The organism is Streptococcus parasanguinis, assembly GCF_001074805.1.
Lineage (GTDB): Bacteria > Bacillota > Bacilli > Lactobacillales > Streptococcaceae > Streptococcus > Streptococcus parasanguinis_A.
This window is the reverse complement of sequence record NZ_JUPI01000065.1, coordinates 16,759-43,189: the sequence shown is the minus strand read 5'-3', so window position 1 is coordinate 43,189 and position 26,431 is coordinate 16,759. Positions and strand designations below refer to the sequence as shown.

The following is a 26,431-nucleotide window of genomic DNA, read 5'->3' as shown; positions in this document are numbered from 1 at the left end:
AGTCATGGAACTTCTTCGAAGTTCGCTGACGTCCGTACTCACCTAAGGAAAGTTTCTAAGATGGCTTTGTCGACAAACCAAGAACTCCCATACCTTATGGTAATGGGAGTTCTTTTTCTATTTTCTTCTTTTTGGATCGGTTTGTTTAAAGATCAGGTATAAAATTCCGGCTGGCAAGAAGCAGAAGAGCCACATGGCATCTAGTCCCTTCTGTTTACTGCTAGAGTTTGTTGCTTTAGAATCGCTCACGGCTATTCCTGCCTTAATACTTGGAGATACCTGTTGCAAGCCGTTTTGGACGACCAGGCGGTTGTTTTCCAGTTTAATTGCTGGATTCGTACCTTTTTTAACGGTTGCATAGAAGTCTTGCTTCAGTTGAATGGTCTTCCCGTCGATGGTGTGTTCCCCTGCAGAAAGGACTTTTTTATACTGGTAGTCTGCGAACATTTTCTCAGCCAAGGTATTTCCGATCTGATTGCGGTAGCTTTCGGCGATCTCGACATCGTAGTTTCCAACGCCTAGGATGACTTCGATAATCCGTTGTTTACCCCGCTTGGTTGTCGCGGTATAGTTGTAGTCAGCAGTCGGGCTAGATCCGGTCTTGAGTCCATCTGTTCCTTTGAGGGCGAACTTTCCACCTTCGAGGGAAGTGTTGTAATTATCGTAGCTTTGCTCGTAAGGGGTTCCTTCCATGATGGTGGTGTGAGCTTGCTTGGTGTATTCCAACATTTCTGGCAGGTCGTTTACGATGTGATAAGCCAGAATAGACATGTCTCGCGCTGTAATTTCGTTATTGGCATTGACATCGTAGCGCTGAGGGTTGTAGTAGCCTTGAAGCACCGAAATCATTGCCCCATTTGGATTGTGCCATTTGGTATGGCTCATCCCCATTTCTTGTGCGTACTGATTCATTAAGTCCAAAAACTTATCGGGATCATTGTCCGTAACAGCGTTTGCGAGCATAATTACAGCTGCGCTGGAAGAGGGAACAAAGAGCATCTTGATCAATTCCGATACTTTGTAGTCTACGCCAGCCACAATCGGTGAGTTGCTTAACAGATTGTTTTCCGAAATGGCTTGGTCTGACGCAGTTGCTGTGATCACGGTATCGTACTTGATCTTGCCTTCTTTGAGAGCCCGAAAGACCACATAGGCACTCATGAGTTTGGCCATGCTGCCTGAGTCCCGGACCGTATCGATATTGTCTCCGTATAGGATGGCTCCAGTATTGGCATCGATGACGATGTCGGCCTTAGGCTTGTAAAAATCATCCAATACCAGTCCAGCATCGGCTGCAATTTTCATGACATCTTCTTGCTGATAGATATCGTCCGCAAAAGCAGTAGAGATAGGGCCTAATGTCAAGACTCCTACAAGGAGGGACAAGAGGCTGTGTTTTAGTCGTTTGTGTAAATGTCTCCCGTTATTCATAAATTCCATTATATCATACAGGTTAGGGATTAAAACGGAAAAAATTCTAGAAAAAGAAAAAAGAGAATAATTTCGCAGTAAAAGCGTTTACATTTTCCTGGAAAGTGCTATAATTTAAATTGAATATAACATTTTTACAATGAGGTGAATTGTATGAACAAAGGAAAGGTACTCTTAGCTACCAGCGCTCTGCTTTTATCAGCTGGTGTCCTAGTAGCTTGCTCAGGTGGAAAATCTGGAAGTTCCGGTGGACAGACGTTTAGCTATGTTTATACCCAGGATCCGGATACTCTCGACTATTCGATTTCCAATAAAAAATCGACTTCCGAGTTTACAGGAAATGCGGTAGATGGATTATTGGAAGTAGACAAGTATGGGAACTTAATCCCATCACTTGCTAAAGACTGGACTGTTTCCAAAGATGGCTTGACCTATACTTATAAACTCCGCAAAGGGGTCAAATGGATGACTTCTGAAGGGGAAGAATATGGAGGAGAGGTTAAGGCCCAAGACTTTGTGACAGGTCTCAAGCACGCAGCAGATAAGAAATCACAAGCGATTTACTTGGTCCAAAAATCTGTCAAAGGCTTGGATGACTATGTTACAGGGAAAACATCTGATTTCTCAACCGTTGGTGTGAAAGCGATTGATGATTATACCGTTCAATATACCTTGAGCCAGCCTGAAAGCTTCTGGAATTCTAAGACCACGATGGGGATCCTGATGCCGGTCAACGAAGAATTCTTGAAATCCAAGGGAGATGATTACGGTCAAGGAACCTCTCCGTCTAGTATCCTCTACTGCGGTCCTTATTTGATCAAATCCATCACTTCGAAATCTTCTGCGATATTAGAAAAAAATCCAACCTACTGGGATGCGGAAAATGTCAAGATCAGTAAAGTTAAACTGACTTATTATGATGGTCAAGACTCCGAGTCTCTGATCCGTGGATTTGATAACGGTGACTATACAGTTGCCCGTGTTTTCCCAAATGGTTCCAACTATAAGAGTGTAGAGAAGAAGCATAAGGACGACATCGTCTATACTGATCAAGGTTCCTCAACCTATAACCTTTCCTTCAACATTGACCGTCAGGCCTATGAAATCACAAAGAAGACCACGGACGCTCAAAAGGCCTCTACCAAGAAAGCAATCTTGAACAAGGACTTCCGTCAAGCCATTATGTTTGCCTTTAACCGCAAGGCTTATGTAGCGCAAGCTAACGGGGAAGCGGGTGCCAATAAGGTGATCCGTAATACCTTTACGCCACCAAACTTTGTCCAAATCGATGGCAAACAATTTGGTGATGCAGTAGAAAAAGACTTGGAAGCTTATGGGGATGAATGGAAAGGGGTCTCTGTTGCAGATGGAAAAGACACCCTCTACAATCCAACCAAGGCCAAAGAAGAGTTTGCCAAAGCTAAGGCAGACTTGCAGGCTCAAGGAGTTGAATTCCCAATTCATTTGGATCTTCCAACTTCTTCGACTTTTACGGAAGGAATCAAACAAGCCCAATCCTTTAAACAATCAGTTGAGTCTACATTGGGAGCAGAAAATATTGTCATCGACCTGAATATGGTTTCTGAGGATGATCTTCAACGGGTGACCTACTTTGCTGAAAATGCTTCGCAACAAGATTGGGATTTGAACAATAACTTGGGCTGGGGACCAGACTATACGGACCCATCTTCTTACATCGACATCACCAGTGGTAAATCTGGTGAAAATGCCAATTCTTACTTTGGATTCGATGCTGGTACGGATAATGCTGCGGCAAAAGCAGCTGGCTTTGATGAGTACGATCAATTAATTGAAGACGCTCAAAAAGAAAACACAGATGTCAACAAGCGTTATGAAAAATATGCTGCGGCTCAAGCTTGGTTGACCGATAGCGCCCTCTTGATTCCGATTCATTCGGATGGAGCTTCTCCAGTCGTTCGTAAGACTGTACCATACTCTGCAGCCTTTGCTTGGACCGGCCACAAGGGTCAAACCTTTAACTATAAGTATTTAGAAGTTCAAGACAAGGTCGTAGCGGCGAAAGACTACGACAAAGCGCGTGAACAATGGAAGAAAGAAAAAGAAGAATCCAATAAAAAAGCGCAAAAAGAACTTGAAAAGCATGTGAAATAGACTTTTCTTAGAGAAAACAGGATGGGGGAGTGGGAAAGAACTCGGACTGGATGAAAAGAGTTCGTTTTCCCACCCCCGCACAGTTGATTAGGTCATCTTTGGAGCTTAAAAAGCGAACAAAGATGCCAATCAACCACTGCGTCATACTGTTATTTCTATCAAGCATCGAAGGCTGGACAGTTTTTGCCCAGTCTCTTTTTCTTTGTCTGAACCTTTAAAAATCGCCTAAAAATGGTATAATAGGAACATCACGAAAATTGGAGAGACGCTATGAGTTTTTACAATCATAAAGAAATTGAGCCTAAGTGGCAAAAATACTGGGTTGACCATCATACTTTTAAGACAGGAACAGATGCTTCAAAACCTAAGTTTTATGCATTGGACATGTTCCCTTACCCATCTGGAGCGGGTCTACACGTAGGACACCCAGAAGGCTACACAGCAACAGATATCCTTAGCCGTTTCAAACGTGCGCAAGGCTACAATGTCCTTCACCCAATGGGATGGGATGCTTTTGGTTTGCCTGCAGAGCAATATGCGATGGATACAGGGAATGATCCAGCTGAATTCACAGCAGAAAACATTGCTAACTTCAAACGTCAAATCAATGCGCTTGGATTCTCTTACGACTGGGACCGTGAAGTTAATACTACAGATCCGAACTACTACAAATGGACGCAATGGATTTTTACTAAGCTTTACGAAAAAGGTTTGGCTTATGAAGCGGAAGTGCCAGTAAACTGGGTGGAAGAGTTGGGAACAGCCATCGCCAACGAAGAAGTCCTTCCTGACGGAACTTCTGAGCGTGGAGGCTATCCAGTTGTCCGTAAACCAATGCGCCAATGGATGCTTAAAATCACTGCCTATGCAGAGCGTTTGCTGACTGACTTGGATGACCTTGACTGGCCAGAGTCTATCAAGGACATGCAACGCAACTGGATTGGGAAATCAACTGGTGCCAATGTCACTTTTAAGGTGAAAGGGACTGATAAGGAATTCACCGTCTTTACCACTCGTCCTGATACCCTTTTTGGGGCGACCTTCACTGTTTTGGCGCCTGAGCATGACTTGGTAGATGCCATTACAACACCTGAACAAGCTAAGGCTGTAGCGGACTACAAACACCAAGCTAGCCTTAAATCAGACTTGGCTCGTACAGACCTTGCTAAGGAAAAAACAGGGGTTTGGACGGGTGCTTATGCCGTAAACCCTGTCAATGGTAAAGAAATCCCAATCTGGATTGCCGACTACGTTCTTGCTAGCTACGGAACAGGTGCCGTTATGGCCGTACCTGCCCACGATGAACGTGACTGGGAATTTGCTAAACAGTTTGGCCTTCCAATCGTAGAAGTGTTGGAAGGTGGAAACGTAGCAGAAGCTGCCTATACAGAAGACGGCCTTCACGTCAACTCTGACTTCTTGAACGGACTCAACAAAGAAGATGCGATTGCCAAGATTGTGGCTTGGTTGGAAGAAAAAGGCTGCGGTCAAGAAAAGGTTACCTACCGTCTCCGCGACTGGCTCTTTAGCCGTCAACGTTACTGGGGTGAACCAATCCCAATCATTCATTGGGAAGATGGAACTTCAACAGCTGTTCCAGAAAATGAACTCCCACTTGTCTTGCCAGTCACCAAGGATATCCGCCCTTCAGGTACTGGTGAAAGCCCATTAGCTAACCTGACAGACTGGCTGGAAGTGACTCGTGAAGATGGGGTCAGAGGTCGTCGCGAGACCAACACCATGCCACAATGGGCAGGTTCAAGCTGGTATTACCTCCGTTATATCGACCCACACAATACTGAGAAATTGGCTGATGAGGACCTCCTCAAACAATGGTTGCCAGTCGATATCTATGTGGGTGGTGCAGAACACGCCGTGCTCCACTTGCTTTACGCTCGTTTCTGGCATAAATTCCTCTATGATATCGGTGTTGTTCCAACTAAAGAACCGTTCCAAAAACTCTTTAACCAAGGAATGATCTTGGGAACTAGCTACCGTGACCATCGCGGTGCTCTTGTAGCGACTGACAAGGTTGAAAAACGTGACGGTTCCTTCTTCCATGTGGAAACAGGGGAAGAATTGGAGCAAGCACCAGCTAAGATGTCTAAATCCCTCAAGAACGTGGTCAACCCAGACGATGTGGTGGAACAATACGGTGCCGATACCCTTCGTGTTTATGAAATGTTCATGGGACCACTCGATGCTTCGATCGCTTGGTCTGAAGAAGGTCTGGAAGGAAGTCGTAAGTTCCTCGACCGTGTGTACCGTTTGATCACAAGTAAAGAAATCGTTGCGGAAAACAATGGTGCTCTAGACAAGGTTTATAACGAAACCGTTAAAGCTGTCACAGAGCAAATTGAGTCTATGAAATTCAACACAGCCATTGCCCAGCTCATGGTCTTTGTCAATGCTGCTAACAAGGAAGATAAACTCTATGTGGATTACGCCAAAGGCTTCATCCAATTGATTGCTCCATTTGCCCCTCACTTGGCAGAAGAACTCTGGCAAACAGTGGCAGCAACAGGTGAGTCAATCTCTTACGTAGCTTGGCCAACATGGGACGAAAGAAAATTGATTGAAGACGAAATCGAAATCGTCGTTCAAATCAAAGGAAAAGTCCGTGCTAAACTCATGGTCGCAAAAGACCTTTCTCGTGAAGAATTGCAAGAAGTCGCTCTAGCTGACGACAAAGTCAAGGCAGAGATTGATGGCAAAGAAATCGTGAAAGTGATTAGTGTACCGAACAAACTTGTTAACATCGTTGTGAAATAAAATTAAAATTCCTTCAGAGCTAAGTTCTGGAGGATTTTTGACTCTTCTTGACAAGAAAACGATATTTTGTTAATATCATTAACAAAAAGAAGGAAACTATGAATAAGAAAGAACTGCATAAGTTTAATAATCGTTTTAACAGCTTTGCTTTAGCTTTTGAACAGTTGAAAAAGGATCAGCATAGGAATAGTATTGATAAATCAATCACTATTAATGAAGTCCATTTGATTGATCTAATAGGTCGGAATCAGCCTGTGAATCTAGTGAAATTATCTGAGTTACTTGAAGTATCAAGGAGCGCTATTACTCAGAGTGTTAGACGTTTAACCAAGAAAGACCTCGTTACTTTTGAATTTGCACAGGATAATGAAAAAAATAAATATCTGATATTATCCAAAAAAGGGGTTGAAGTTTTTAACATCCATAAAGAGCAGCAAGAACATATTGAAAAAACCATTTTTTCAGTTTTAAGAAACTATAGTGATGAGGACCTTCAAATGGTTATGAAACTGATGGATGATGTTGAACAGGTATGGCGAGAATTACCGTGGTAAAAATCACGGTAATTTTAAAACTACATTGTTAATTACATTAACAAAAAAGAGGAAGATATGAATATACAAATTGAACTTATCTCAGAGTCTGAGTTAGCAGACGAATCTTTTAATATTGTCATCAATGGCTTAAAACCAAGAGAAACATATAGAGTCGAGATGTACCTAACTGATTATTATTGTATCAATGCCCCCATGCTTTTAGCCCATGATGTTTTATGGAGATCAACAGGGACTTTTGTATCAGATAAGAATGGTATTATTGATATTTCACAAACTCCATCTTGTTCTGGCTCTTATGAAGGCATTTCAACAATGGGACTATTTTTTAATGCTAAGCCCTTAACCAATGAGAGAAAGAAACTTCCAAACTCTCTTTCTGAAATTCCCTTATTAGATCATTTTTTTGTGGATATCAAAATTATGCAAGGAAATACTGTCATTGCAGAGAGAACTTTCACAAGACATTACATGAGTTCGCAAATTAGTCATCAAGATATTTACGGGAAACATTTTCAAGGTCGATTATTTTATGATAAAAAGTTAAGAAAGGCGCCAGCCGTGATTATTGTGAGCGGTAGTGAAGGACGGATTGAAAAGGTACAGAATATAGCTCAGCTTTTATCTTCTAGAGGCTATATTTGTCTTGCGATAGCTTATTTTGGTTTAGAGGGGTTACCAAAACATTTGGAGCGTATTCCTTTAGAGTGCCTTGTGGAAGCAAAGGATTATCTACGTCAGCATCCCCAAGTAGATAGTGAAAAAATTGGAATATATGGACGGTCTAAGGGAGCAGAATTCGTTTTAGCTGAGGAGAGCCTTTTTAATGACGTTCAATGTTTGGTACTAAATTCACCCTCTGATGTGGTATATGAAGGGATAAAAGGGAAATGGAACTCTCATACTTCTTCTTGGACGCATTTGCAAAAAGAACTTCCCTATCAAAAGTTTCGACTTGGAGATTATCTATTCAGTAAATTTTTTAGAAAAAACTTCCCTAAAGATTGCTCTGCTAGGATAGATATTGGTCAAATGCATTCACCAATCTTATTGCTCGGAAGTACTGTTGATGAAATATGGGATGCCTCGTCAGCGATTGATGATATTGTCTCACATTATAAAGGCCACTACATTACATTTAAAAAATATCATGAAACAGGTCACATGTTGACGGTGTCTTATCAACCAAATCATCGTTATCGAAAAGATTGGTGTTTACTGATGGAAGAGAGTAAGGATTCTTGGTTGGCTACGATTCATTTTTTTGATAGGTATTTGAAGAAGTAATAAAAATAGATTATAAATATGCTATAATAGTTCCAACTAAGATAAAAACACAGTTCTGGTTGGTAGTCCAGACGTAGGCAAGCCTATCAGTAACCTTCCTCCTTGGTTGTCCATTCTTAGGGATAGATTTAAGGAGGTGCTGTCGTGGAAACAATTTCAATTGGATTGACAGTTTATTTTGAAGATGGATTTTGGCATGGTTTGTTCGAACAAGTCTATCGAGAAACTTATCAAGTTTGTCGTGTGACATTTGGTCAGGAGCCAAAAGATGATGAAATTCTAGAGATCTTACAGACTCAGTTTACTCAATTATCTTTTAGTCCAGAAGCTATAGTTAAGCAACATGTAAAAATCAAGAATCCTAAACGATTACAGCGAATGGTGAAGAAACAAGTAAATCAGAAAGTTTCTTCCAAGTCGAAAGAACTATTACAGTTGCAGTATGAGGAAAGAAAAAAGATTTCAAAACATCAATCTAGTGTCCAAAAGCAATTGCTCGAACAAGAGAAATTTGAACGCAAACAGCAAAAACGAAGAGAGAAGCATAAAGGACATTAACCCTTATCTCTTTCATCAAAAAAGCTTCGGTAGGAAGAACCCTACCGAGGCTTTTTTAACAAATTTCATTCTGCATGATAATGAAGAGATGTCAAACTCAGTGTCGTTCGAAAAGGAGTATAAAGGTTGATTTTCTTCCAAGGAAGATGGTGTAAAAGGATTAAAAAATCTGGTATTTTGAAGTTCCTCAAGGATCCTGTGGACATATTCTTAGATTTTTATTTCGATATCGAAACAATTGACAAATGTAAGTGAAAGGATTACAATGAAAATATAAATTTCGATATAGAAATAAAAAGGAGACAAAATGGACAATATGCAAGGGGGATACCAAGCTTTACAAATACGCTTGTTAAATGGGCGACTTTTTCAAAAACTCTTGAGCAAGGAGCCAGATGCTCAATACAGAAGTGAACAAGGTAAGATCTTAACAGTGCTTTGGGAAAAAGAGGATGGTTGGGCAACTGCTACGGATATCGCTCTTGCGACGGGTCTAGCCAATAATACATTGACTAGCATGGTTAAGAAATTGGAAGAACAAGGTTTGGTTACGATTCAACCTTGCACGCAGGATAAAAGGAAAAAATATATCTCTTTGACAGACCTCGGTTGGGCACAAAAAGAAATTGGAGACCGTGTCAGTAAAGAATTGGGGGAGATTTTCTATCAAGGATTTTCGGATCAAGAAATCCGAGAATTTGAGGCCTATCAAGAGCGGATTATCTCAAATCTAAAAGCTAAAGAGAATGACATCTAAGGAAAGGAAGTAACAGTTATGATTGGTATTACAGGGGTAACAGGGAAATTAGGTTCTTATGTGGCGAATCTTGTCGATAAGAAGGGAATCGCTTCAGTCCATCTAGCACGAAGCCCAGAGCGTGCAAAGATCTATGCGTCAGCGGAAATTCGTAAAATAGTGTATGCCAATACACCAGAGGTGGTTGAGGCCTTAAAGGGGATTGATATCTTGTTGATGGTTTCTGCTCGGGAAAATCCAGAGCGTGTCAAGGAACACAAGGACTTTTTAGATGCTGCAAAGCTAGCAGGAGTAGAGCATATCGTCTATACCTCCTTTTATGGGGCAGATAAGAAGGCAACTTTCACCTTGTCTCGAGATCATGCCCAGACGGAAGCCTATATCAAGGAGTTAGGGTTCACCTACACTTTTTTGAGAGATAATTTTTACTTGGACTTCCTGATTGATATGGCGCTTGAAAATGGAGAGATTCGTGGTCCGGCAGGCAGTGGTCTTGTGTCAGCTGTTGCCCGTAAGGACACATCTAGGGTTGCAGCAGAGATTCTTTTAAATCCTAAGGAGTGGGGAAATCAAACCTTGAATCTGACAGGGCCAGAGGATCTTTCCATGGAAGAAATCGTAGCGCTTCTCTCAAAAGAGACCGGTGACGCCATCGCGTATGTGGATGAATCAGTAGAAGAAGCCTATGAGTCACGGAAAAAATGGCCAGCACAAACTTGGGAGTACGATGCCTGGGTCAGCACCTATATAGCGATTAAAGTTGGGGAACAAGCTGGGGTTTCAACAGATATCGAAAAAGTTCTAGGACATCCGGCAAGTAGCCTATTGGATACTCTTAGAGACAGAAAACTTAATGAGGAAGAATATGATTGAATATAAACATGTAGCCTTGCGCTACACGGATACAGACATTTTAAAAAATGTCAATCTCCGCATTGAAGATGGTGAATTTATGGTCCTCGTAGGCCCTTCAGGATCTGGAAAGACCACCATGATCAAGATGATTAACCGTCTTTTGGAGCCAACTGATGGCAATATCTATATGGATGAAAAACGCATCAAGGACTATGATGAACGCGAATTACGTCTGTCTACCGGCTATGTGCTTCAAGCCATTGCCCTATTTCCTAATTTGACAGTTGCGGAAAATATCGCTCTCATTCCTGAGATGAAGGGCTGGGGCAAGGAGCGAGTGGCTTCCAAAACAGTCGAACTTTTAGAAAAAGTAGGCCTTCCAGCTTCTGATTACGCTGATCGCAAACCCCATGAGCTGTCTGGTGGGGAGCAACAACGGATTGGGATTGTGCGTGCCATCATTGCAGAGCCAAAGATTCTATTGATGGACGAGCCCTTTTCAGCCTTGGATGCCATTTCTCGCAAGCAGTTGCAGGCTCTGACTAAAAAATTGCACAAAGAGTTTGGTATGACGACTATTTTCGTGACTCATGATACGGACGAGGCCTTAAAATTAGGCGATCGGATTGCAGTGTTGCAAGAAGGAGAGATTGTGCAGGTGGCGGATTCTGAGACCATTTTAGCCCAGCCAGCCAATGACTTTGTTGCGGATTTATTTGGAGGTGCTCACCATGTCTAAACTATTTGCAACTTTTCAAGAACGCTTTGGAGACTGGCTCACTGCACTGGGGCAACATTTGCAACTGTCATTACTGACCTTGCTTCTTGCGATTTTTCTGGCGGTGCCTCTGGCTATTTATTTAAGTACACGCAAGAGAGCCAGCAACTGGATTTTACAGGTAGCTGGGATCTTCCAGACTATTCCTTCCATGGCCCTTTTGGGCCTCTTCATTCCCATCATGGGAATAGGGACGCTTCCGGCCTTGACAGCTCTCGTCATCTATGCCATTTTTCCCATTCTTCAAAATACCATCACCGGTTTACAAGGGATTGATCCAAGCCTTGAAGAAGCGGGAACCGCCTTTGGGATGACCAAGTGGGAACGACTCAAGAAGTTCGAGATTCCCTTGGCCATGCCCGTCATCATGTCTGGGATTCGGACAGCAGCTGTGATGATTATCGGGACGGCTACCCTAGCTGCCTTGATTGGAGCAGGGGGACTCGGTTCCTTTATTCTTCTAGGGATTGACCGCAATAATGCCAGTCTGATTTTGATCGGTGCCCTGTCTTCCGCCTTCTTAGCCATCGCCTTTAACCTTCTTCTCAAATGGATGGAAAAGGCCAAGCTGCGGACCATCTTTGCGGCTTTTGCGGTAATGGTTATCGGATTGGGAGCTAGCTATACACCAAGTCTTCTTCCCAAACCGGAAAAAGAAAACCTGGTCATCGCTGGGAAGTTAGGTCCTGAACCGGAAATTCTAGCCAATATGTATAAAATTTTGATCGAAGGAAACACGGACATGACAGTGACCGTCAAACCGAATTTTGGCAAGACCACCTCCCTCTATGAAGCTCTGAAAAAAGGGGATATTGCTATCTATCCAGAGTTTACAGGGACCGTGACTGAAAGTCTCCTCAAGCCGGCGCCGCAAGTCAGTCATGATCCAGAAGCAGTCTATCAAGCGGCTCGAGATGGGATCAAGAAACAAGACGACCTGGCCTTGCTCAAACCCATGGCTTATCAAAATACCTATGCTGTTGCAGTCCCTAAGAAAATTGCCCAAGAGTATGGTCTCAAGACCATTTCAGATTTGAAAAAGGTGGAAGGACAACTCAAGGCAGGATTTACCTTGGAGTTTAATGACCGAGAGGATGGGAACAAGGGCTTGCAGAAGGTTTACGGACTTCATTTACAAGTCTCCACCATGGAGCCAGCCCTTCGCTACCAGGCGATCCAGTCCGGTGATATCCAGATCACAGATGCTTACTCAACGGATGCCGAGCTGGCTCGCTATGACCTGGTGGTCCTTGAAGATGACAAGCAACTCTTCCCGCCATATCAAGGGGCACCCCTCATGAAAGAAGCTCTTCTTAAGAAACATCCTGAATTGGAAGGGATTCTCAATCAGTTAGCTGGTAAAATCACAGCAGAGCAAATGAGCCAGATGAACTACCAAGTCGGAGTAGAAGGCAAGTCTGCTGCTCAAGTGGCGCGTGACTTTTTGCTAAAAGAAGGGGTTATCAAAAATTAATAAACAATTCTCAAGTCTTCGCACTTGAGGATTTTTTAATAGAAAGCAATTTTAACCCTTTCAGCAAGCTTTTGTTATAGAGGGAGAGGCCTTCTCTTCAAAAACTCTCCATTGAGTCTGGCTTAAAATTGTGTTACAATAAGCCTTGAAAATGAATGAAAGTATATGGAAACAAGTATGAAAAAAAGACCAGTGATTGGAATTACAGGAAATGAAAGACCCTTCCCAGATGATCCAGACGCGAACATGAGTTATGCGGCGACTGGTTTTGTCGAAGCGGTCAAAGAGGCGGGAGGAATTCCCTTGATCTTGCCAATTGGAGATGCGGATATGGCCAAACACTACATGTCGATGATCGATAAGCTCATCATTACTGGTGGTCAAAATGTCTTGCCCAAGTTTTATGGAGAAGAAATCACCATTGATAGCGATGACTACCTCTTAAAACGTGATCTTTTTGAGTTGGCCTTGATTGAGGAAGCGCGTGCGGCTAAAAAAGCTATCTTTACCGTCTGCCGTGGGACCCAACTCTACAATGTCGCTCTAGGGGGAACTCTGCATCAAGACATTGAGGATCATTGGCAGGACAATCCAGGTCAGTATACCAGCCAAGAGCTGGTGACCAAGGATCAGACGGTTTTACAAGAGATCTATGGTAAGACCAGTCGCATCAATTCCTTTCACCACCAAAGTATCAAAGACTTGGCAGATGGCTTAGAAGTAATCGCGCGGGATCCCAAAGACGACGTCATAGAGGCGGTTCAATCCATAGATGAAAGTCGTTTTCTCGGCGTTCAATGGCATCCGGAATTGCGTTTTGACAAGAGTCCAGCAGACCACAAACTCTTTGAATATGTCGTGAATGACTTATAATGAGGACCAGCTCTCTTAGGAATTTTTCCTAAGGGGGCTTTTTCTTTAATCTGCGTAAGAAAGACTGTAAATTGTGCCTAGGTTTTGGGGGAGGATTCGCTACAATAGAGCTAGTAGAATGAGGAGGATTAGGACATGTTTCAATTTCCAAAGGATTTTTTATGGGGGAGTTCGACCTCGGGTCCACAGACAGAAGGGCGTCTAGATCAGGATGGAAAAGGTGACAATCTCTGGGATTACTGGTATAGGATCGAACCCAATCGCTTTTATCAAGGGCAGGGACCAGAGAAAACATCCACTTTTTATGAACACTGGGAAGACGACCTGGATCTCTTGTTAGAAACCGGTCACACAGCTTTTCGGACGTCTATTCAGTGGTCCCGCATTTTCCCGGAAGGCCGAGGGGAGATCAATCAAGTAGGCGTTGATTTCTACCGCCGTGTCTTTGAAAAGATTAAAGAAAAAGGGATTCACCTCTTGGTCAACCTCTATCATTTTGATTTGCCGATGGCTCTTCAAGAGCAGGGCGATGGTTGGGAAAACAAGGAAACTGCCTATGCTTATCAAGAATATGCGCGTTTTTGTTTCAAGACCTATGGGGATCTGGTCGACCAGTGGATTACCTTTAATGAACCCATTGTCCCTGTAGAGTTTGGTTATTTTTATGATGCTCATTTTCCTCATAAGGTAGACGCGGCAGCAGCTGTCAAAGTAGCCTACCACACCCAGTTAGCCAGCAGTCTAGCGGTTAAGGCCTGTCACGAGGTGAATCCCAATTCCCGGATCGGGATTGTGCTCAATCTGACACCAGCCTATCCTCGGAGCCAGCATCCAGAAGATGTTAAAGCCGCTCGCATTGCCGAGCTCTTTCAAGCCAAATCTTTTTTAGATCCTTCTGTTCTTGGCCATTATCCTCAAGAATTAGTGGAGATCTTGCGGGAGCGTGATCTCTTGCCGGATTATGATCCCTTTGAGTTGCGCTTAATGGAGGAAAATACCGTCGACTATCTAGGTGTTAACTATTACCAACCACTCCGTGTGGCAGCTCCTCGTTATGCTCCGAATCCAGCTTCTCCCCTACTCTTTGAGCAATTTTATGAACCTTACGTCATGCCAGGCCGCAAGATTAATCCCCACCGTGGTTGGGAAATCTATGAGCAAGGCCTGTATGATATTGCCCAAAATATCAAGGAAAACTATGGCAATATCGAGTGGATCTTGACAGAAAATGGGATGGGAGTCGAAGGAGAGGAAAAATTCCGCAAGGATGGCGTGATCCAAGATGACTACCGGATTGACTTTGTCAAAGACCATCTTCGTGAGCTCCACCGGGCTATTCAAGATGGTGCCAACTGTAAAGGTTATTTGATCTGGACCTTTATTGACTGCTGGTCATGGCTCAATGGCTACAAGAACCGCTATGGTTTAGTTGAGTTGGACCTCGAAAGTCAAAAACGAAGCCTCAAAAAATCCGGCCATTGGTTTAAAGAACTAAGCCAAGCCAATGGATTTAAAGACTAAATCAAAATCCGCAGCCTGTGTTCCGCTCAATTTGAGCCTCCTCACATCATCATTTTAAAACTTGGAGTCAAATAGTTCCCCAAACGGTTTGACTCTCAATCATTCCGAATGTCTGAAACGATTATGTTTCAGGTATTTTTCTTACAGTGGAAATTTTCTAGATGACTTTGTCTCTAATCTTAACCCTAACTTAACTAGACCAATTTTCTTGAATTTCCTAGTTGACAAACTCGAAGAAGCATTGTATACTGACTCCGCTGGTTGCTTTTTGGTCAAATTAGACTAGACCAATTTTAAAGTAACTGAGAAATCGACCATGGGTCGTTTGACTAAGTAAAGGGGAAAGTATAGCAAGGCTATATCGTAAAAACTATGTGCGGAATCGTTGGTGTTGTAGGAAATACAAACGCTACTGATATTTTGATTCAAGGACTTGAAAAACTCGAATACCGAGGCTATGACTCTGCGGGTGTTTTCCTGGCTAGTGAAGGCAAGAGCCAATTGGTAAAGGCAGTTGGCCGTATTGCAGAATTGTCATCTAAGGCAGAAGGTGTCGAAGGGACAGCTGGGATTGGACATACCCGTTGGGCCACTCATGGAAAACCAACTGAGGACAATGCCCACCCACACCGCTCTGAAACAGGTCGCTTTGTTTTGGTCCACAATGGGGTGATTGAAAACTACCTTGAAATCAAGGAAGAATACCTAGCCGGTCACCATTTCAAGGGGCAAACAGATACAGAAATCGCAGCCCACTTGATCGGAAAATTTGCTGAAGAAGATGGCTTGTCTACGCTCGAAGCCTTCAAAAAAGCCCTCCACATCATCCGTGGGGCCTATGCTTTTGCTTTAATGGACGCGGAAGATCCAAGCACCATCTATGTGGCAAAAAATAAATCACCACTCTTGATCGGTCTTGGGGATGGTTACAATATGGTCTGCTCAGATGCCATGGCCATGATTCGTGAGACCAATCAATATATGGAAATCCATGACAAAGAGTTGGTCATCGTCAAAGCAGACAGCGTTGAAGTCCAAGACTACGATGGAAATCGTCGTGAGCGCGCTAGCTACACGGCTGAACTTGACTTATCAGATATCGGTAAGGGAACTTATCCATACTACATGCTCAAGGAAATCGACGAGCAACCAACCGTCATGCGTAAACTCATCCAAGCTTATACAGATGAGGCAGGTCAAGTAGTGGTAGAGCCAGCTATCATCAAAGCGGTTCAAGAAGCAGACCGTATCTATATACTTGCGGCTGGTACCTCTTACCATGCTGGATTTGCGTCTAAAAAAATGTTAGAAGAGTTGACGGATACTCCAGTAGAACTCGGTATCTCCTCTGAGTGGGGTTATGGAATGCCACTTCTTAGTAAGAAACCACTCTTCATCTTTATCAGTCAATCTGGTGAAACAGCCGATAGCCGCCAAGTATTGGTCAAAGCCAATGAAATGGGCATTCCAAGCTTGACAGTGACTAATGTGCCAGGTTCAACTCTTTCACGTGAAGCAGACATGACTATGTTGCTCCATGCAGGTCCTGAAATTGCGGTCGCTTCTACTAAGGCTTATACGGCTCAAATCGCAGCCCTTGCTTTTCTTGCCAAAGCTGTTGGGGAAGCTAATGGCAATGAAAAGGCCAAAGCCTTTGATTTGGTGCACGAATTGTCTATCGTTGCCCAATCGATCGAATCAACCCTTTCAGAAAAAGAAGTGATCGATGAAAAAGTCCGTGGCTTGTTGGAAACAACCCGCAATGCTTTCTATATCGGACGTGGCCAAGATTACTATGTTGCCATGGAAGCCAGTCTGAAACTAAAAGAAATTTCTTACATCCAATGTGAAGGCTTCGCAGCGGGTGAGTTGAAACACGGTACCATTGCTTTGATCGAAGACGGTACACCGGTCATCGCTCTCTTATCTGATCCAGTCCTAGCCAGCCACACACGTGGTAATATCCAAGAAGTGGCAGCACGTGGGGCTCATGTCTTAACCATTGCAGAAGAAAATGTCGCTAAAGAGACAGATAATTTAGTCTTGACGGCGGTTCACCCTTATCTCTCTCCAATCTCAATGGTGGTGCCAACCCAATTGATTGCTTACTTTGCAACCCTTCATCGTGGACTCGATATCGACAAACCACGGAACCTTGCTAAGTCTGTAACGGTTGAATAAACTTGTCTATATAGAAAAAACATCCTCGTTAGGTTTTTCCTAACGAGGATATTTGTTTTTAAGGGGCAAAGCCGAATCCACAGCCCATGATTGGTTAGAGGATGGGGAAAATGTGATCCTTGGCCTCAAAATAAGCCAATCTTCCCCTAAAAGGAAGGGATATAGTTGATTTTTATAACAGGGTCAAGAAAAGATCAAAGGGATCCATTTCTTCTAAAATGAAAGAATAGATAAGAATACGCGCAAGTCTTTGTTTTCAAGGACTTGCGTGTTTTTTGATACCTGCCTCCATAAAGAAATGTTAAGGCTTTGATAGGGAAAATATATTAGTCAGCTAGTTTTCGAGGTGATATCATGGTTACAAATTTCAGAAGGGCAGCAGTCAGTTTTCCTTTTGAAGAAGATATTGAGGAGGTTTCATGGAATGAGTAAAAAAGAATTGGTTCTTCGTGCCATTCGAGGCGAAGCAGTAGAGCGAATCCCTGTAGGATTTTGGCTCCATTATGTGACTCAAGAAGAAAAAGAATTGGGGCTAGACAATCCAGCTGTACTTGAAAAGAGTATCAAAGGACACCAACACTATGTTGAAGAAAGTTCCCCTGATTTTGTCAAGATCATGAGTGATGGCTTCTTCCGCTATCCGAGTGCTCTTTATTCGAGAGAGATCACATCGATCCAAGAATTGAAGAATATTCAACCAATTGGAGAGCATCATCCTTGGATTGAAAAACAGATTGAAGTGGTCAAGGAAATTCGTTCTCATTTCCATGAAGAGATTGCTTCTTTCTACAATATCTTCTCGCCCATTTCTTATTTGAAACGCTGGTTCCGGACGGATCAATCCCGTGGAGACCAAGTGATTGCGGCCTTTCTCAAGGAAGATCCAGAAACTTTAGCTCATGTCCTTGATGTGATTGCAGGAGACATTTCTACTTTAAGTCGCCGCTTGATTCAAGAAGCAGGAGTGGAAGGGATTTACTTCTCAACCCAGCAGGTTCAAGATGAGCGGGTAACCCAGGAAGAATACCGTAAGGTTATCGAACCAAGCAACATTGCTGCCCTAGAAGCAGCCAATGAAGCGGGTGGCATCAATATCCTTCATATCTGTGGTTTTGAAGGAGCTAGCAATGAAGTGGACCTCTTCAAGGATTATCCAGCTCAAGTCATTAACTGGGCGACTCATCATGAAGGTCTGAGCCTAGCAGCAGGGCGCAAACTCTTTGGGGATCGTGCTGTCCTAGGTGGCTTTGTCAATGGCAAGAAAGGCTTGCTCTACCAAGGGGAACGAGCAGCTATCGAGCAAGAAACCCGCCGCTTGGTGGCAGAAGCTGGAAGTCGCGGTTTAATCCTTGGGGCAGACTGTACCGTACCAGATGATTTCCAATTGGAACGCTTAGACTGGGTGCGTCAAGCAGCCGTCTTGTAAAAAAGAAAGGAGAGGGAGATGAAAAAGATCAATGTATGGTGTATCGTAGTAACCGTTTTGTTTTTGCTTCTAGGGCTAAGTAAAGTCGCTTTAGCAAGCAGTCATGGGATTACAAGGAAAGATCCAGACATCGAAAAATTGGAGAAAATTCCAGCTCATAGCCTCTCCCTCATGCGCCCGTCTGATCTAGCTGGACTTCTACTCCTAGACGGACAGTGATAAAAAAAGATGAAGAACTTGATAAAAAATATATATTAGTCAAAGAATGATTGAAGTGTTAAGATAACAAACAAGAAAAGAATAGAACGAGGTAAGAACATGTCTACAAAAAGAGAATTAGTCTTAAAAGCTTTTAAGGGAGAAGCGGTTGATCGTGTGCCAGTTGGATTTTGGCACCATTTTACAACAGAAGAAGAATGGTTGAAAGGATTTTCTAATCCGGAAATTATTGAAAAAAACCTGAATGGTCATCAAAACTTCCTTCACAAGGTCCAACCAGACTTTGTTAAACTTATGAGCGATGGTTACTTTGCTTATCCAAATCCAGCCATTCACAAAGGCCTTGAAAACATTTCTGACTTAGCAGGAATTGAACCTCTCGGAGCCGATCATCCATGGATCACAGAGCAGGTGGAGCTTGTAAAAAAAATCCGTGCCGGTTTTGAAGAGGACATTGTAGCCATCTACAATATCTTTGCTCCAGTAACTTACTTTAAATGGTTGGTCGGAGAAGTGTCAGGTGGAGATGACTTGATCGCAAACTTCATCGATCAAGATGCTGCAACCCTTAAAAAAGTATTGGATACGATTGGTCAAGATATTGCAAGTTTGAGCCAACGCATCATTAAAGAAGCAGGAGCAGACGGGATCTACCTCAGTGTTCAAAGTATCCAAGATGCGCGCGTGAGCCAAGAAGTTTATAAAAATATTATTGCACCGAGTGAACTCCATGTCTTAGAAGCAGCCAATGAAGCAGGTGGGGTAAATATACTTCATATCTGTGGCTACGAAGGAGCTCGCAATGATATCCATCTCTTCACAGACTACCCAGCTCCAGTCATTAACTGGGCAGTTGGACCAGAAGGAATCAGCCTAGCAGAAGGACGAGAAATCTTCGGTGGACGTACGGTTCTTGGTGGCTTTGAAAATGGCAAAAATGGTCTTCTCTATACAGGAGACAAGGCTGCCATCCAAGCAGAAACCAAACGCATCATCGCAGAAACTGGAACCACAGGCTTGGTCATCGGTGCGGATTGTACTATTCCAAGTGACATTGATGAAGAACGAATCGAATGGGTTCGTGAAGCTGCAGCAGAATAAGAAAAAATAGAATCAGGGAGAACAGAGTATGAGTAAAAAAACATGGATTATCGGTGGGGTGGCCGTTCTTGCCCTTGCAGGTGCAACCATTCTTGGACGGAGCTTGAACCATGCAAACGACAGCAAAGGCTCAACAGGATCGAACAAGGTGACAACCTTGAAAGTAGCCCACACGCAAAACTATGTACCTTACGATTTTGTCGATGAAAAAGGAGAATCAGATGGCTATGAAGTAGCTGTTTTGAAAGCCATTGACGAAAAGTTACCAGACTACAAGTTTGAGTACACTGGAACAAGTGACGACGACCTTTTGATCGGTCTAGAATCTGGTAAGTATGATATCGGAACCAAAGGAGCTTGGTATACCGAAGAACGCGCCAAGAAATTTATCATTCCAAAAGAACCAATCGGAGCAAGTATCATCGGATTTACCGTACGAAAAGAAGATGCGGATAAATACAAGAACATTGATGACTTTGCGAAAGAAAAAGGAAAATTGGTTCCAATTTCACCACAAAATGCGCAATGGAATGTTATTAAAGAATACAATGAAAAGCATAAGGACCAACAAATCGAATTAACAGCTGCCGAATCGTTCAAAGTCGCAGATGCTTATGCTTGGGTACTTGAAGGTCGTTACGATGCCTTCTTTGACATCAAACTTTCCTTTGAAAAAGCTGTCACAGATAAAGATGGTTCTTACCACCAATACGCAGACAAACTCAGCTGGTTTGCCTACAAAGGAATTCCAACTTATCCATTGATCCATAAGGATAAGAAAAACGAAAAATTTGCGGAAGAATACAGCAAGGCCATCAAAGAATTGGAAAAAGATGGAACGCTTGCGAAATTGTCGAAAAAATATTTCGGTGAAGATGTCTTCAGTTATGTAGATAAAGAGAAATAAGATGGAACTGGGTGCGCATAGCCCCAGCTTCCTTATTTCTATCCGGATACAGAAAGGAAAAGAAACATGGTCTCATACGACATTTCCAAGGTCTGGTCATTTCTTCCAACCTTGGTCCAAGCTCTACCAGCGACCTTAGCTTTGATGGTGTTAACGACGCTTCTTGGTTCTGCATTTGGCTTGGTTTTGACTTGGGCACAAGTATCAGAAGAGAAGGTAGGAGCAGGTCTGGCAAAAGGCTATGTCTTTACTTTGCGTTGTACCCCTCCGATTGTCTTGCTCTTCTTGGTCTTTTATGGGCTCCCCCAATTTTTGAACTGGTGGTTGGGTATTGACATTGATCACTGGTCCAAGTTTGTCTTTGTTCTTGTGGCCATGTTTCTTCTCTTTGCGGCTATGATTTCTGAGGTCTTTAAGGCAGCCTATTTGGCCATTCCCAAAGGTCAGATGGAGGCAGGCTTGAGTATTGGCTTGACGCCAGCTCAAACCATTTGGCGGATTGTCCTTCCCCAAGCCTTTCGCGTGGCTCTTCCAAATATGACGACGGCCATCTTGAACCTCATGCGCGACGCCGCTTTGGCTTATACCATTGGCTTTATCGATATCATGGGAGCAGGAAACAACTTGATCAGTCGCAATCTTGGGAATTATTCCCTCGAGACCTATACAGCCGTAGCAGTGATTTACTGGGGAATTGCCCTTGTCATCTCCCTCTCAGCTCAACTCCTTGAGAAACGACTCAGCGTAACAGAAAGGTAGCTTATGGATTTCAATTTTATTAGTAAAACATTTCTAGCCACCTTGGGTGGTGTTCCAGTGACCCTTCTGATCATGGTCGTATCGATCCTCTTGAGTTTTTTTCCAGCCCTCTTTTTGGCGCTCGGTCAGATATACAAGGTCAAAGGGGTTCGCAGTTTCTCAGTGGTTTACTTAGCCTTTATTCGCGCGACTCCTCCGATTCTCTTAATTCTCTTCTTTTATAGTCTCTTTCCCAGTCTCTTAAATAGCTTTTTTAAGAGTATTGGCAGTCACTTTAATGTCTTTGAGATCAATCCCATTTACTATGCCTTTATCATCTTTAGCTTGATGACAACAGGGAGTCTGGCTGAAATTCTACGCTCAGCCATCCTGACGGTAGATAAGGGCCAGCTAGAAGCAGCGCAAGCCATTGGTTTGACCAATCGTCAAGCCTATATCCGCATTGTTTTTCCACAAGCCCTGCGTTCAGCCCTTCCAAATTTGTGTAACCTGGTCATCAACTTGGTCAAAGGAACTTCCCTTGTCTTTGTCATGACGATCAAGGATATCACCGCCATCGCCAAGGTCGAAGCCTCTTATGGTTATCAATATTTTGAATCCTATCTCGTGATTTTTATTCTTTATATTGTCATTTGTGGGGTGATTCAGTGGGGATTCAACCTCTTGGAAAAACGCCTGACACTCGCATAGAAGAAGGAGAAATAAGAAGATGTTAGAAGTAGAACACGTATCGAAAAAATTTAAGGACCACCAAGTCCTGGTAGATGTTAATCTCAAGGTCAACCAAGGGGATGTCGTCGTTATTTTGGGTCCATCTGGATCAGGAAAAACAACCTTCCTTCGCTGCCTCAATCACTTAGAAAAGGCAGATACAGGCCACCTAACCCTAGGTGGAAAAGCATATGACCTCTCAAAACTCAGCAAAAAAGAGATTCTAGAAATCCGCCAAAAGACAGCCTTTGTCTTCCAGCATTACAATCTATTTGCCAACAAAACAGCACTTGAAAATATCTTGGAAGGCTTGATTGTAGCTCGGAAGATTCCAAAAGAAGAAGCCATCCAACGGGCGGAATCCGCCCTTGAAAAAGTTGGTCTCCTCGCTTACAAGGATTACTATCCTTCTCAATTGTCAGGTGGTCAGCAGCAACGGATCGGAATCGCGCGTGCCATCGCAGTGAAACCAGACGTGATCTTGCTGGACGAGCCGACTTCAGCGCTAGACCCAGAATTGGTTGGAGATGTCTTAGATGTCATGAAACAGCTAGCCAAAGAAGGAGTGACCATGGTTGTCGTAACCCATGAGATGGGCTTTGCGCGTGATGTGGCCAACCATGTCATCTTTATGGATGGCGGGCATATCATTGAAGAAAATGAGCCCCATGAATTCTTCAACAGTCCAAAAGAAGAACGAACCAAACAATTCCTATCACGGATTTTATCTGACGCCACTTATAGTGTCGAATACATGATTTAACAAGAGGCACACCTATGTAGGGTGTGTTTTTTGGATTCTGGAAAAAATTTAAAAATTAGCTCATTTTTTAAAAATCATTACGAATAATATAAGTGAGAGGGAAATATGACTGATAAAAAACAACGATTTGTACTACTATTCTTACTGACTTTGTTTCTAGGAGGTTGCAGTCTTTTTACGGATAAAGCTGCTGAGAGAAGAGAAATGATTCAGATTGCAGAAAGCACGAAAATGGAGCGAGCGATAAAACACTTGTTAATCAGTATCGATCCAAAAGCTTTCACTTCAGAAGGAGTCATTCACTCCTATACCCTGATAAAAGGTAAATTGGAATACAACCCAATGGGAGGCATGAATGTCTATCTCGTTATCAATGGCGATAAAAAGTTAACGATCGATACGACTATTCAAATGGAAGATTCAGGACAGTTCGAAGCAGGTAGTTACGGTATTTCAGCAAAATTAGATGATCTGTTAAGTAAAGCAGAAGAGACTGGGAAATAGACTCATTTAGGTAAATACCCCTAATATAGATAAATAGAAACATTTCTGTATCAAAACCAATATGTTACATTAATAGCTAGTACTTGTAACGATTTGGCAACATTTTTTAACAAAAGTAACATTTCAGGTATGAATAGAATTTTGTATAATAAATTCTAAGAAACCTGAAGAAAGAATGGGAAGAAGATGAAAAAAAGTAAATTTATTGTATTAGTTATGATACTATTTGGTTTAAGTTTGGGAGGTTGTAGCTTTTTTAATGGACAATCTGCCAAGAAACAAGAAATGATTCAAATCGCAGAGAGTAAGCAAATGAAAGTGGCGATTGAAAAATATTTAAAAAAACAGGATCCGGAGGCATTAACTCCAAATGGGAAAATAAAGACTTATAGGATTTTAAAAGACAAATTAAAATATAACCCAATGGGAGGAATGATTCTAGAGGTAGTCATTAATAATGATGATACATTAATAATCAATATGACAGTTCAAGAGGAAGATTCTGGGGAATATACCGTTGCAGCGTCTGGGATGCCAAAAAAGTTAACGAGACTAATAAGAGGAGAAAGTGATGGTCATTAATTCTAATTTTTCGGATCTTCAACATCAGAAAACATCCTTATTGGAATATCAACCGTTAGAAATGGGGCAAGATTATTCTATTAACGATGGAGATGATTATATTGGTAACTTAGCTCACATCTATGATAGTGTAAATGGCAATGAAGAACAGGTCTTCGTACTAACGGATAGTGGCAAGGGTGTTGAACAAGATCCAGTCCCCTATTCTGCTTCTGATGAAGCGCGTGCCCAAATCCATGATGTGACAGTCCTGATGAAGGGGTCGGAAACAGAAACAAGTACACAAAAGTTGCTCCATGATACATTTACGGATTGGGTAAAAACAGATTTGCCAGCGGCTTCTAACATTCTTGGTCCCAATGGAGCGGCGAACTATGCGACAGATTATGCGAAAAGATTCACCAGAGATAAGATTAAGGAGAATTTGAAAAAAAGGGATGAAACTGCCGATTATAATATTTCGGAGCTGATTAGTTATCCGTTTAGTTTACTTGATAAAAATGTTGGAAATAATGTAAAAAGTTTTGTCAAGAGTATTAGGAGTAATCCAATAACAAATGCTTATCGTGAGGCGAAAGCAAATCTATATGGTATGGGAACGGACATTCTAATTGATAGTCAAGCAAAGTTTCCAGTATTTATTGGAGCTACCATTTTAAAAGAATACAACAAAGATAGAGGGACTTTCCCGCCTCCGCAGTTTAAAGATGCTGCAGCTCATTTGAAAGAGGTGATCCGAAAATACCCCAATGCCAAGATAGATCTATACGGTCACTCTCTGGGATCTATGAATATTCAGTATGCTCTTGCCTGTTTGACGGAAGAGGAAGCTTCTCATATTGGGACCGTCCATCTATACAATGGTCCTAATGCCTACTCCATCTTAACACCAGAGCAAAAAGCGCGTATAGATGCGCTGAAGTATAAGATCTACAACCACATTGACCATAAAGATTTGGTTAGCTTGGGCTATCAGGATTCTGGAAGCAAGGAATCCAGTGGGATTGTCAAGCACCTCAAAACTAAGGATTTGAAAAATACCGGCTTGCAGCACATGATGCATGGTTATATTTATGATAAGGATGGGAGTTTGGTTCTTGAAAAGGGAACGGAAGCCATCACTCGGAAGGAAATCATTGAAGAGCGGATGAAGGTTTACTATCGCCTAAAGGATAAATTACAAAAAACAGGTGGTGGACTGAGTTCAAGTGAACAAATCTATCTCGATGCCTTGCAGGCGCGCTTGGCTTCTGATGAGCTGATTCGAGTAGTGGATGAAGGGCTGGAGCAAGCTCAGAAATCTAAGGTACAACTGGATACGGATTTAGAAGCTTTAGAGAAAGTATTACAGACCGTTCCGAAAGGTTTCATTCTCAATCTTACGGAAGTAGAAGAGGCCTATGCACAGGCTGGTGCAACAAGGCAAACAGTTGTCACTGAAGTAAGAGAAAAGTTCGACAATCGTTTGGCTGCGTATCAGTCCTTATCGAATGAATTTCATGCTTTAAACGAGCAAGTGAATGCAGGAATTGAGCTCTTAAAAACAAAAGATCAAGAAATTGCAGGAGAAATGAACCAGTGGGAACAACTAGCTTATTAATGTCATCTACTCCTTCGAAAAGGGAAAAGCAACTAGATCACTTGGAAAGAGAATTTCAAAAAGCGCGCTTGGAGCTCGATGAAAAGCGTTGCTTGGTGGAAAGAAAACAGCAGCTCTTCACCAGGATGTTGGAAGAAGAGTATGCGATGGCAGCTTCCTTTTTACAAAAGCAGGAGGTTGATAGCAGTTGTGCATGGGAGTCCCTCCATCGCTGTATAGAAGAGTATGATCTCGAAGCTAGAGATGCAGCGCAAGTAGCCATAAAACAGATCGACACTGAAGAAGAGAATTTATGGCAATCCTACCGTAAAGAGAGATGCCAGTTGGAAGAGGAAATTGCACAAGATAAAGTTTCATAGTATAGAAGAGGAGGAAGTATGGGTGATAGTCCTGTCAAAGATTTCTTTGATTTAGATATGAAAGATAAGATGAGGATCATCGAAAGCAGAAAGAAACTTGAAAAAGAATTAATACGGGTTGTCTATGCCCCCATTTTATTGACCTGCAAGGCAGGAATCGAGAAACGCTTCAATGATGAATTGACTGCGATTGCAACAGTAGCTGAAGAAGACGTCCAGGTAGTCGGAAAGCAACTAGACCGATCCATGGTGGGGCAATTTGCTAAAAATGTACAGACGGCTATTCAAGAAAAAGCTGGGAAATTTAAATCTATCTAGCCAAGAAC

25 protein-coding genes are annotated in these 26,431 nt (G+C 42.5%); 24 read left to right on the top strand and 1 reads right to left on the bottom strand.

Annotation, left to right across the window (positions count from 1 at the left end; all coding sequences use genetic code 11):
- Positions 1-117 precede the first annotated feature (117 nt).
- Positions 118-1,440 (bottom strand): DUF1958 domain-containing protein, encoded by a 1,323-nt coding sequence (locus tag ADI76_RS04770; RefSeq protein WP_065428410.1) that lies wholly within the window; start codon positions 1,438-1,440, stop codon positions 118-120.
- 144 nt (positions 1,441-1,584) lie between these two features.
- On the opposite strand from ADI76_RS04770, the gene ADI76_RS04765 reads away from it, so the two are divergent.
- The 24 genes from ADI76_RS04765 to ADI76_RS04650 all read left to right on the top strand — a co-directional run bounded on the left by ADI76_RS04765 (position 1,585) and on the right by ADI76_RS04650 (position 26,423).
- The gene (locus ADI76_RS04765) at positions 1,585-3,564 is read left to right on the top strand and encodes a peptide ABC transporter substrate-binding protein (protein WP_049514958.1); all 1,980 of its coding nucleotides are present in this window, start codon (positions 1,585-1,587) and stop codon (positions 3,562-3,564) included.
- Between the two features lie 270 nt (positions 3,565-3,834).
- Positions 3,835-6,336 carry a leucine--tRNA ligase gene (gene leuS / locus ADI76_RS04760; protein WP_049514957.1) on the top strand — a complete coding sequence of 834 codons (2,502 nt, stop codon included), beginning with the start codon at positions 3,835-3,837 and terminating at the stop codon, positions 6,334-6,336.
- A gap of 98 nt (positions 6,337-6,434) precedes the next feature.
- Positions 6,435-6,890, top strand: coding sequence for a MarR family winged helix-turn-helix transcriptional regulator (locus tag ADI76_RS04755; RefSeq protein ID WP_014633841.1), 456 nt, complete (start codon positions 6,435-6,437; stop codon positions 6,888-6,890).
- A gap of 57 nt (positions 6,891-6,947) precedes the next feature.
- Positions 6,948-8,177 (top strand): acyl-CoA thioesterase/bile acid-CoA:amino acid N-acyltransferase family protein, encoded by a 1,230-nt coding sequence (locus ADI76_RS04750; RefSeq protein WP_049514956.1) that lies wholly within the window; start codon positions 6,948-6,950, stop codon positions 8,175-8,177.
- Between the two features lie 144 nt (positions 8,178-8,321).
- The gene (locus ADI76_RS04745) at positions 8,322-8,735 is read left to right on the top strand and encodes a YjdF family protein (RefSeq protein ID WP_049514955.1); all 414 of its coding nucleotides are present in this window, start codon (positions 8,322-8,324) and stop codon (positions 8,733-8,735) included.
- A gap of 307 nt (positions 8,736-9,042) precedes the next feature.
- Entirely contained in the window at positions 9,043-9,492 is a 450-nt protein-coding gene (locus ADI76_RS04740) for a MarR family winged helix-turn-helix transcriptional regulator (RefSeq protein WP_049514954.1), read from the top strand.
- 18 nt (positions 9,493-9,510) lie between these two features.
- Positions 9,511-10,365 (top strand): SDR family oxidoreductase, encoded by an 855-nt coding sequence (locus ADI76_RS04735; protein ID WP_049514953.1) that lies wholly within the window; start codon positions 9,511-9,513, stop codon positions 10,363-10,365.
- Positions 10,358-11,086, top strand: coding sequence for an ABC transporter ATP-binding protein (locus ADI76_RS04730; RefSeq protein WP_049514952.1), 729 nt, complete (start codon positions 10,358-10,360; stop codon positions 11,084-11,086). The genes ADI76_RS04735 and ADI76_RS04730 overlap by 8 nt, the downstream gene beginning before the upstream one ends.
- Positions 11,079-12,599 (top strand): ABC transporter permease/substrate-binding protein, encoded by a 1,521-nt coding sequence (locus ADI76_RS04725; RefSeq protein ID WP_049514951.1) that lies wholly within the window; start codon positions 11,079-11,081, stop codon positions 12,597-12,599. Before ADI76_RS04730 ends, ADI76_RS04725 begins: the two co-directional genes overlap by 8 nt.
- 177 nt (positions 12,600-12,776) lie before the next feature.
- The gene (locus ADI76_RS04720) at positions 12,777-13,472 is read left to right on the top strand and encodes a gamma-glutamyl-gamma-aminobutyrate hydrolase family protein (protein ID WP_049514950.1); all 696 of its coding nucleotides are present in this window, start codon (positions 12,777-12,779) and stop codon (positions 13,470-13,472) included.
- Between the two features lie 135 nt (positions 13,473-13,607).
- Positions 13,608-14,993: a glycoside hydrolase family 1 protein gene (locus tag ADI76_RS04715; protein WP_049514949.1), complete on the top strand. Its 1,386-nt coding sequence runs from the start codon at positions 13,608-13,610 to the stop codon at positions 14,991-14,993.
- A 372-nt stretch (positions 14,994-15,365) separates the two neighbouring features.
- Entirely contained in the window at positions 15,366-17,174 is a 1,809-nt protein-coding gene (glmS, locus tag ADI76_RS04710) for a glutamine--fructose-6-phosphate transaminase (isomerizing) (RefSeq protein ID WP_049514948.1), read from the top strand.
- 424 nt (positions 17,175-17,598) lie between these two features.
- Positions 17,599-18,600 carry a uroporphyrinogen decarboxylase family protein gene (locus tag ADI76_RS04705; RefSeq protein WP_049514947.1) on the top strand — a complete coding sequence of 334 codons (1,002 nt, stop codon included), beginning with the start codon at positions 17,599-17,601 and terminating at the stop codon, positions 18,598-18,600.
- Between the two features lie 18 nt (positions 18,601-18,618).
- On the top strand, positions 18,619-18,819 hold the full coding sequence (locus tag ADI76_RS04700) for a hypothetical protein (RefSeq protein ID WP_049514946.1): 201 nt from the start codon (positions 18,619-18,621) through the stop codon (positions 18,817-18,819).
- A 99-nt stretch (positions 18,820-18,918) separates the two neighbouring features.
- Positions 18,919-19,920 (top strand): uroporphyrinogen decarboxylase family protein, encoded by a 1,002-nt coding sequence (locus tag ADI76_RS04695; RefSeq protein ID WP_049514945.1) that lies wholly within the window; start codon positions 18,919-18,921, stop codon positions 19,918-19,920.
- Positions 19,921-19,948: 28 nt separating this feature from the next.
- Entirely contained in the window at positions 19,949-20,827 is an 879-nt protein-coding gene (locus ADI76_RS04690) for a transporter substrate-binding domain-containing protein (protein WP_049514944.1), read from the top strand.
- A 66-nt stretch (positions 20,828-20,893) separates the two neighbouring features.
- On the top strand, positions 20,894-21,586 hold the full coding sequence (locus ADI76_RS04685; RefSeq protein WP_049514943.1) for an amino acid ABC transporter permease: 693 nt from the start codon (positions 20,894-20,896) through the stop codon (positions 21,584-21,586).
- A 3-nt stretch (positions 21,587-21,589) separates the two neighbouring features.
- Positions 21,590-22,276, top strand: coding sequence for an amino acid ABC transporter permease (locus tag ADI76_RS04680; protein ID WP_003004305.1), 687 nt, complete (start codon positions 21,590-21,592; stop codon positions 22,274-22,276).
- Between the two features lie 19 nt (positions 22,277-22,295).
- Positions 22,296-23,060, top strand: coding sequence for an amino acid ABC transporter ATP-binding protein (locus ADI76_RS04675; RefSeq protein WP_049514942.1), 765 nt, complete (start codon positions 22,296-22,298; stop codon positions 23,058-23,060).
- Positions 23,061-23,165: 105 nt separating this feature from the next.
- On the top strand, positions 23,166-23,564 hold the full coding sequence (locus tag ADI76_RS04670) for a DUF1310 family protein (protein WP_049514941.1): 399 nt from the start codon (positions 23,166-23,168) through the stop codon (positions 23,562-23,564).
- A 186-nt stretch (positions 23,565-23,750) separates the two neighbouring features.
- Complete coding sequence (locus ADI76_RS04665) at positions 23,751-24,146, top strand: DUF1310 family protein (protein WP_049514940.1); 396 nt, start codon at positions 23,751-23,753, stop codon at positions 24,144-24,146.
- Positions 24,136-25,746 (top strand): hypothetical protein, encoded by a 1,611-nt coding sequence (locus tag ADI76_RS04660; protein WP_049514939.1) that lies wholly within the window; start codon positions 24,136-24,138, stop codon positions 25,744-25,746. The genes ADI76_RS04665 and ADI76_RS04660 overlap by 11 nt, the downstream gene beginning before the upstream one ends.
- The gene (locus ADI76_RS04655; RefSeq protein ID WP_049514938.1) at positions 25,725-26,105 is read left to right on the top strand and encodes a hypothetical protein; all 381 of its coding nucleotides are present in this window, start codon (positions 25,725-25,727) and stop codon (positions 26,103-26,105) included. Before ADI76_RS04660 ends, ADI76_RS04655 begins: the two co-directional genes overlap by 22 nt.
- A gap of 18 nt (positions 26,106-26,123) precedes the next feature.
- On the top strand, positions 26,124-26,423 hold the full coding sequence (locus ADI76_RS04650; RefSeq protein ID WP_049514937.1) for a hypothetical protein: 300 nt from the start codon (positions 26,124-26,126) through the stop codon (positions 26,421-26,423).
- The last annotated feature ends 8 nt before the right edge of the window (positions 26,424-26,431 follow it).

Excerpts from the sequence above, each read along its gene's own strand:
- ADI76_RS04735 (WP_049514953.1), top strand. The coding sequence starts at position 9,511 with ATGATTGGTATTACAGGGGTAACAGGGAAATTAGGTTCTTATGTGGCG.
- ADI76_RS04680 (WP_003004305.1), top strand. The coding sequence starts at position 21,590 with ATGGATTTCAATTTTATTAGTAAAACATTTCTAGCCACCTTGGGTGGT.
- ADI76_RS04690 (WP_049514944.1), top strand. The coding sequence starts at position 19,949 with ATGAGTAAAAAAACATGGATTATCGGTGGGGTGGCCGTTCTTGCCCTT.
- ADI76_RS04650 (WP_049514937.1), top strand. The coding sequence starts at position 26,124 with ATGGGTGATAGTCCTGTCAAAGATTTCTTTGATTTAGATATGAAAGAT.
- ADI76_RS04700 (WP_049514946.1), top strand. The coding sequence starts at position 18,619 with ATGAAAAAGATCAATGTATGGTGTATCGTAGTAACCGTTTTGTTTTTG.
- ADI76_RS04730 (WP_049514952.1), top strand. The coding sequence starts at position 10,358 with ATGATTGAATATAAACATGTAGCCTTGCGCTACACGGATACAGACATT.
- ADI76_RS04750 (WP_049514956.1), top strand. The coding sequence starts at position 6,948 with ATGAATATACAAATTGAACTTATCTCAGAGTCTGAGTTAGCAGACGAA.
- ADI76_RS04665 (WP_049514940.1), top strand. The coding sequence starts at position 23,751 with ATGAAAAAAAGTAAATTTATTGTATTAGTTATGATACTATTTGGTTTA.
- ADI76_RS04660 (WP_049514939.1), top strand. The coding sequence starts at position 24,136 with ATGGTCATTAATTCTAATTTTTCGGATCTTCAACATCAGAAAACATCC.
- ADI76_RS04715 (WP_049514949.1), top strand. The coding sequence starts at position 13,608 with ATGTTTCAATTTCCAAAGGATTTTTTATGGGGGAGTTCGACCTCGGGT.
- ADI76_RS04740 (WP_049514954.1), top strand. The coding sequence starts at position 9,043 with ATGGACAATATGCAAGGGGGATACCAAGCTTTACAAATACGCTTGTTA.
- ADI76_RS04755 (WP_014633841.1), top strand. The coding sequence starts at position 6,435 with ATGAATAAGAAAGAACTGCATAAGTTTAATAATCGTTTTAACAGCTTT.
- ADI76_RS04770 (WP_065428410.1), bottom strand. The coding sequence starts at position 1,440 with ATGGAATTTATGAATAACGGGAGACATTTACACAAACGACTAAAACAC.
- leuS (WP_049514957.1), top strand. The coding sequence starts at position 3,835 with ATGAGTTTTTACAATCATAAAGAAATTGAGCCTAAGTGGCAAAAATAC.
- ADI76_RS04725 (WP_049514951.1), top strand. The coding sequence starts at position 11,079 with ATGTCTAAACTATTTGCAACTTTTCAAGAACGCTTTGGAGACTGGCTC.
- ADI76_RS04720 (WP_049514950.1), top strand. The coding sequence starts at position 12,777 with ATGAAAAAAAGACCAGTGATTGGAATTACAGGAAATGAAAGACCCTTC.
- ADI76_RS04685 (WP_049514943.1), top strand. The coding sequence starts at position 20,894 with ATGGTCTCATACGACATTTCCAAGGTCTGGTCATTTCTTCCAACCTTG.
- glmS (WP_049514948.1), top strand. The coding sequence starts at position 15,366 with ATGTGCGGAATCGTTGGTGTTGTAGGAAATACAAACGCTACTGATATT.
- ADI76_RS04765 (WP_049514958.1), top strand. The coding sequence starts at position 1,585 with ATGAACAAAGGAAAGGTACTCTTAGCTACCAGCGCTCTGCTTTTATCA.
- ADI76_RS04675 (WP_049514942.1), top strand. The coding sequence starts at position 22,296 with ATGTTAGAAGTAGAACACGTATCGAAAAAATTTAAGGACCACCAAGTC.
- ADI76_RS04670 (WP_049514941.1), top strand. The coding sequence starts at position 23,166 with ATGACTGATAAAAAACAACGATTTGTACTACTATTCTTACTGACTTTG.
- ADI76_RS04695 (WP_049514945.1), top strand. The coding sequence starts at position 18,919 with ATGTCTACAAAAAGAGAATTAGTCTTAAAAGCTTTTAAGGGAGAAGCG.
- ADI76_RS04705 (WP_049514947.1), top strand. The coding sequence starts at position 17,599 with ATGAGTAAAAAAGAATTGGTTCTTCGTGCCATTCGAGGCGAAGCAGTA.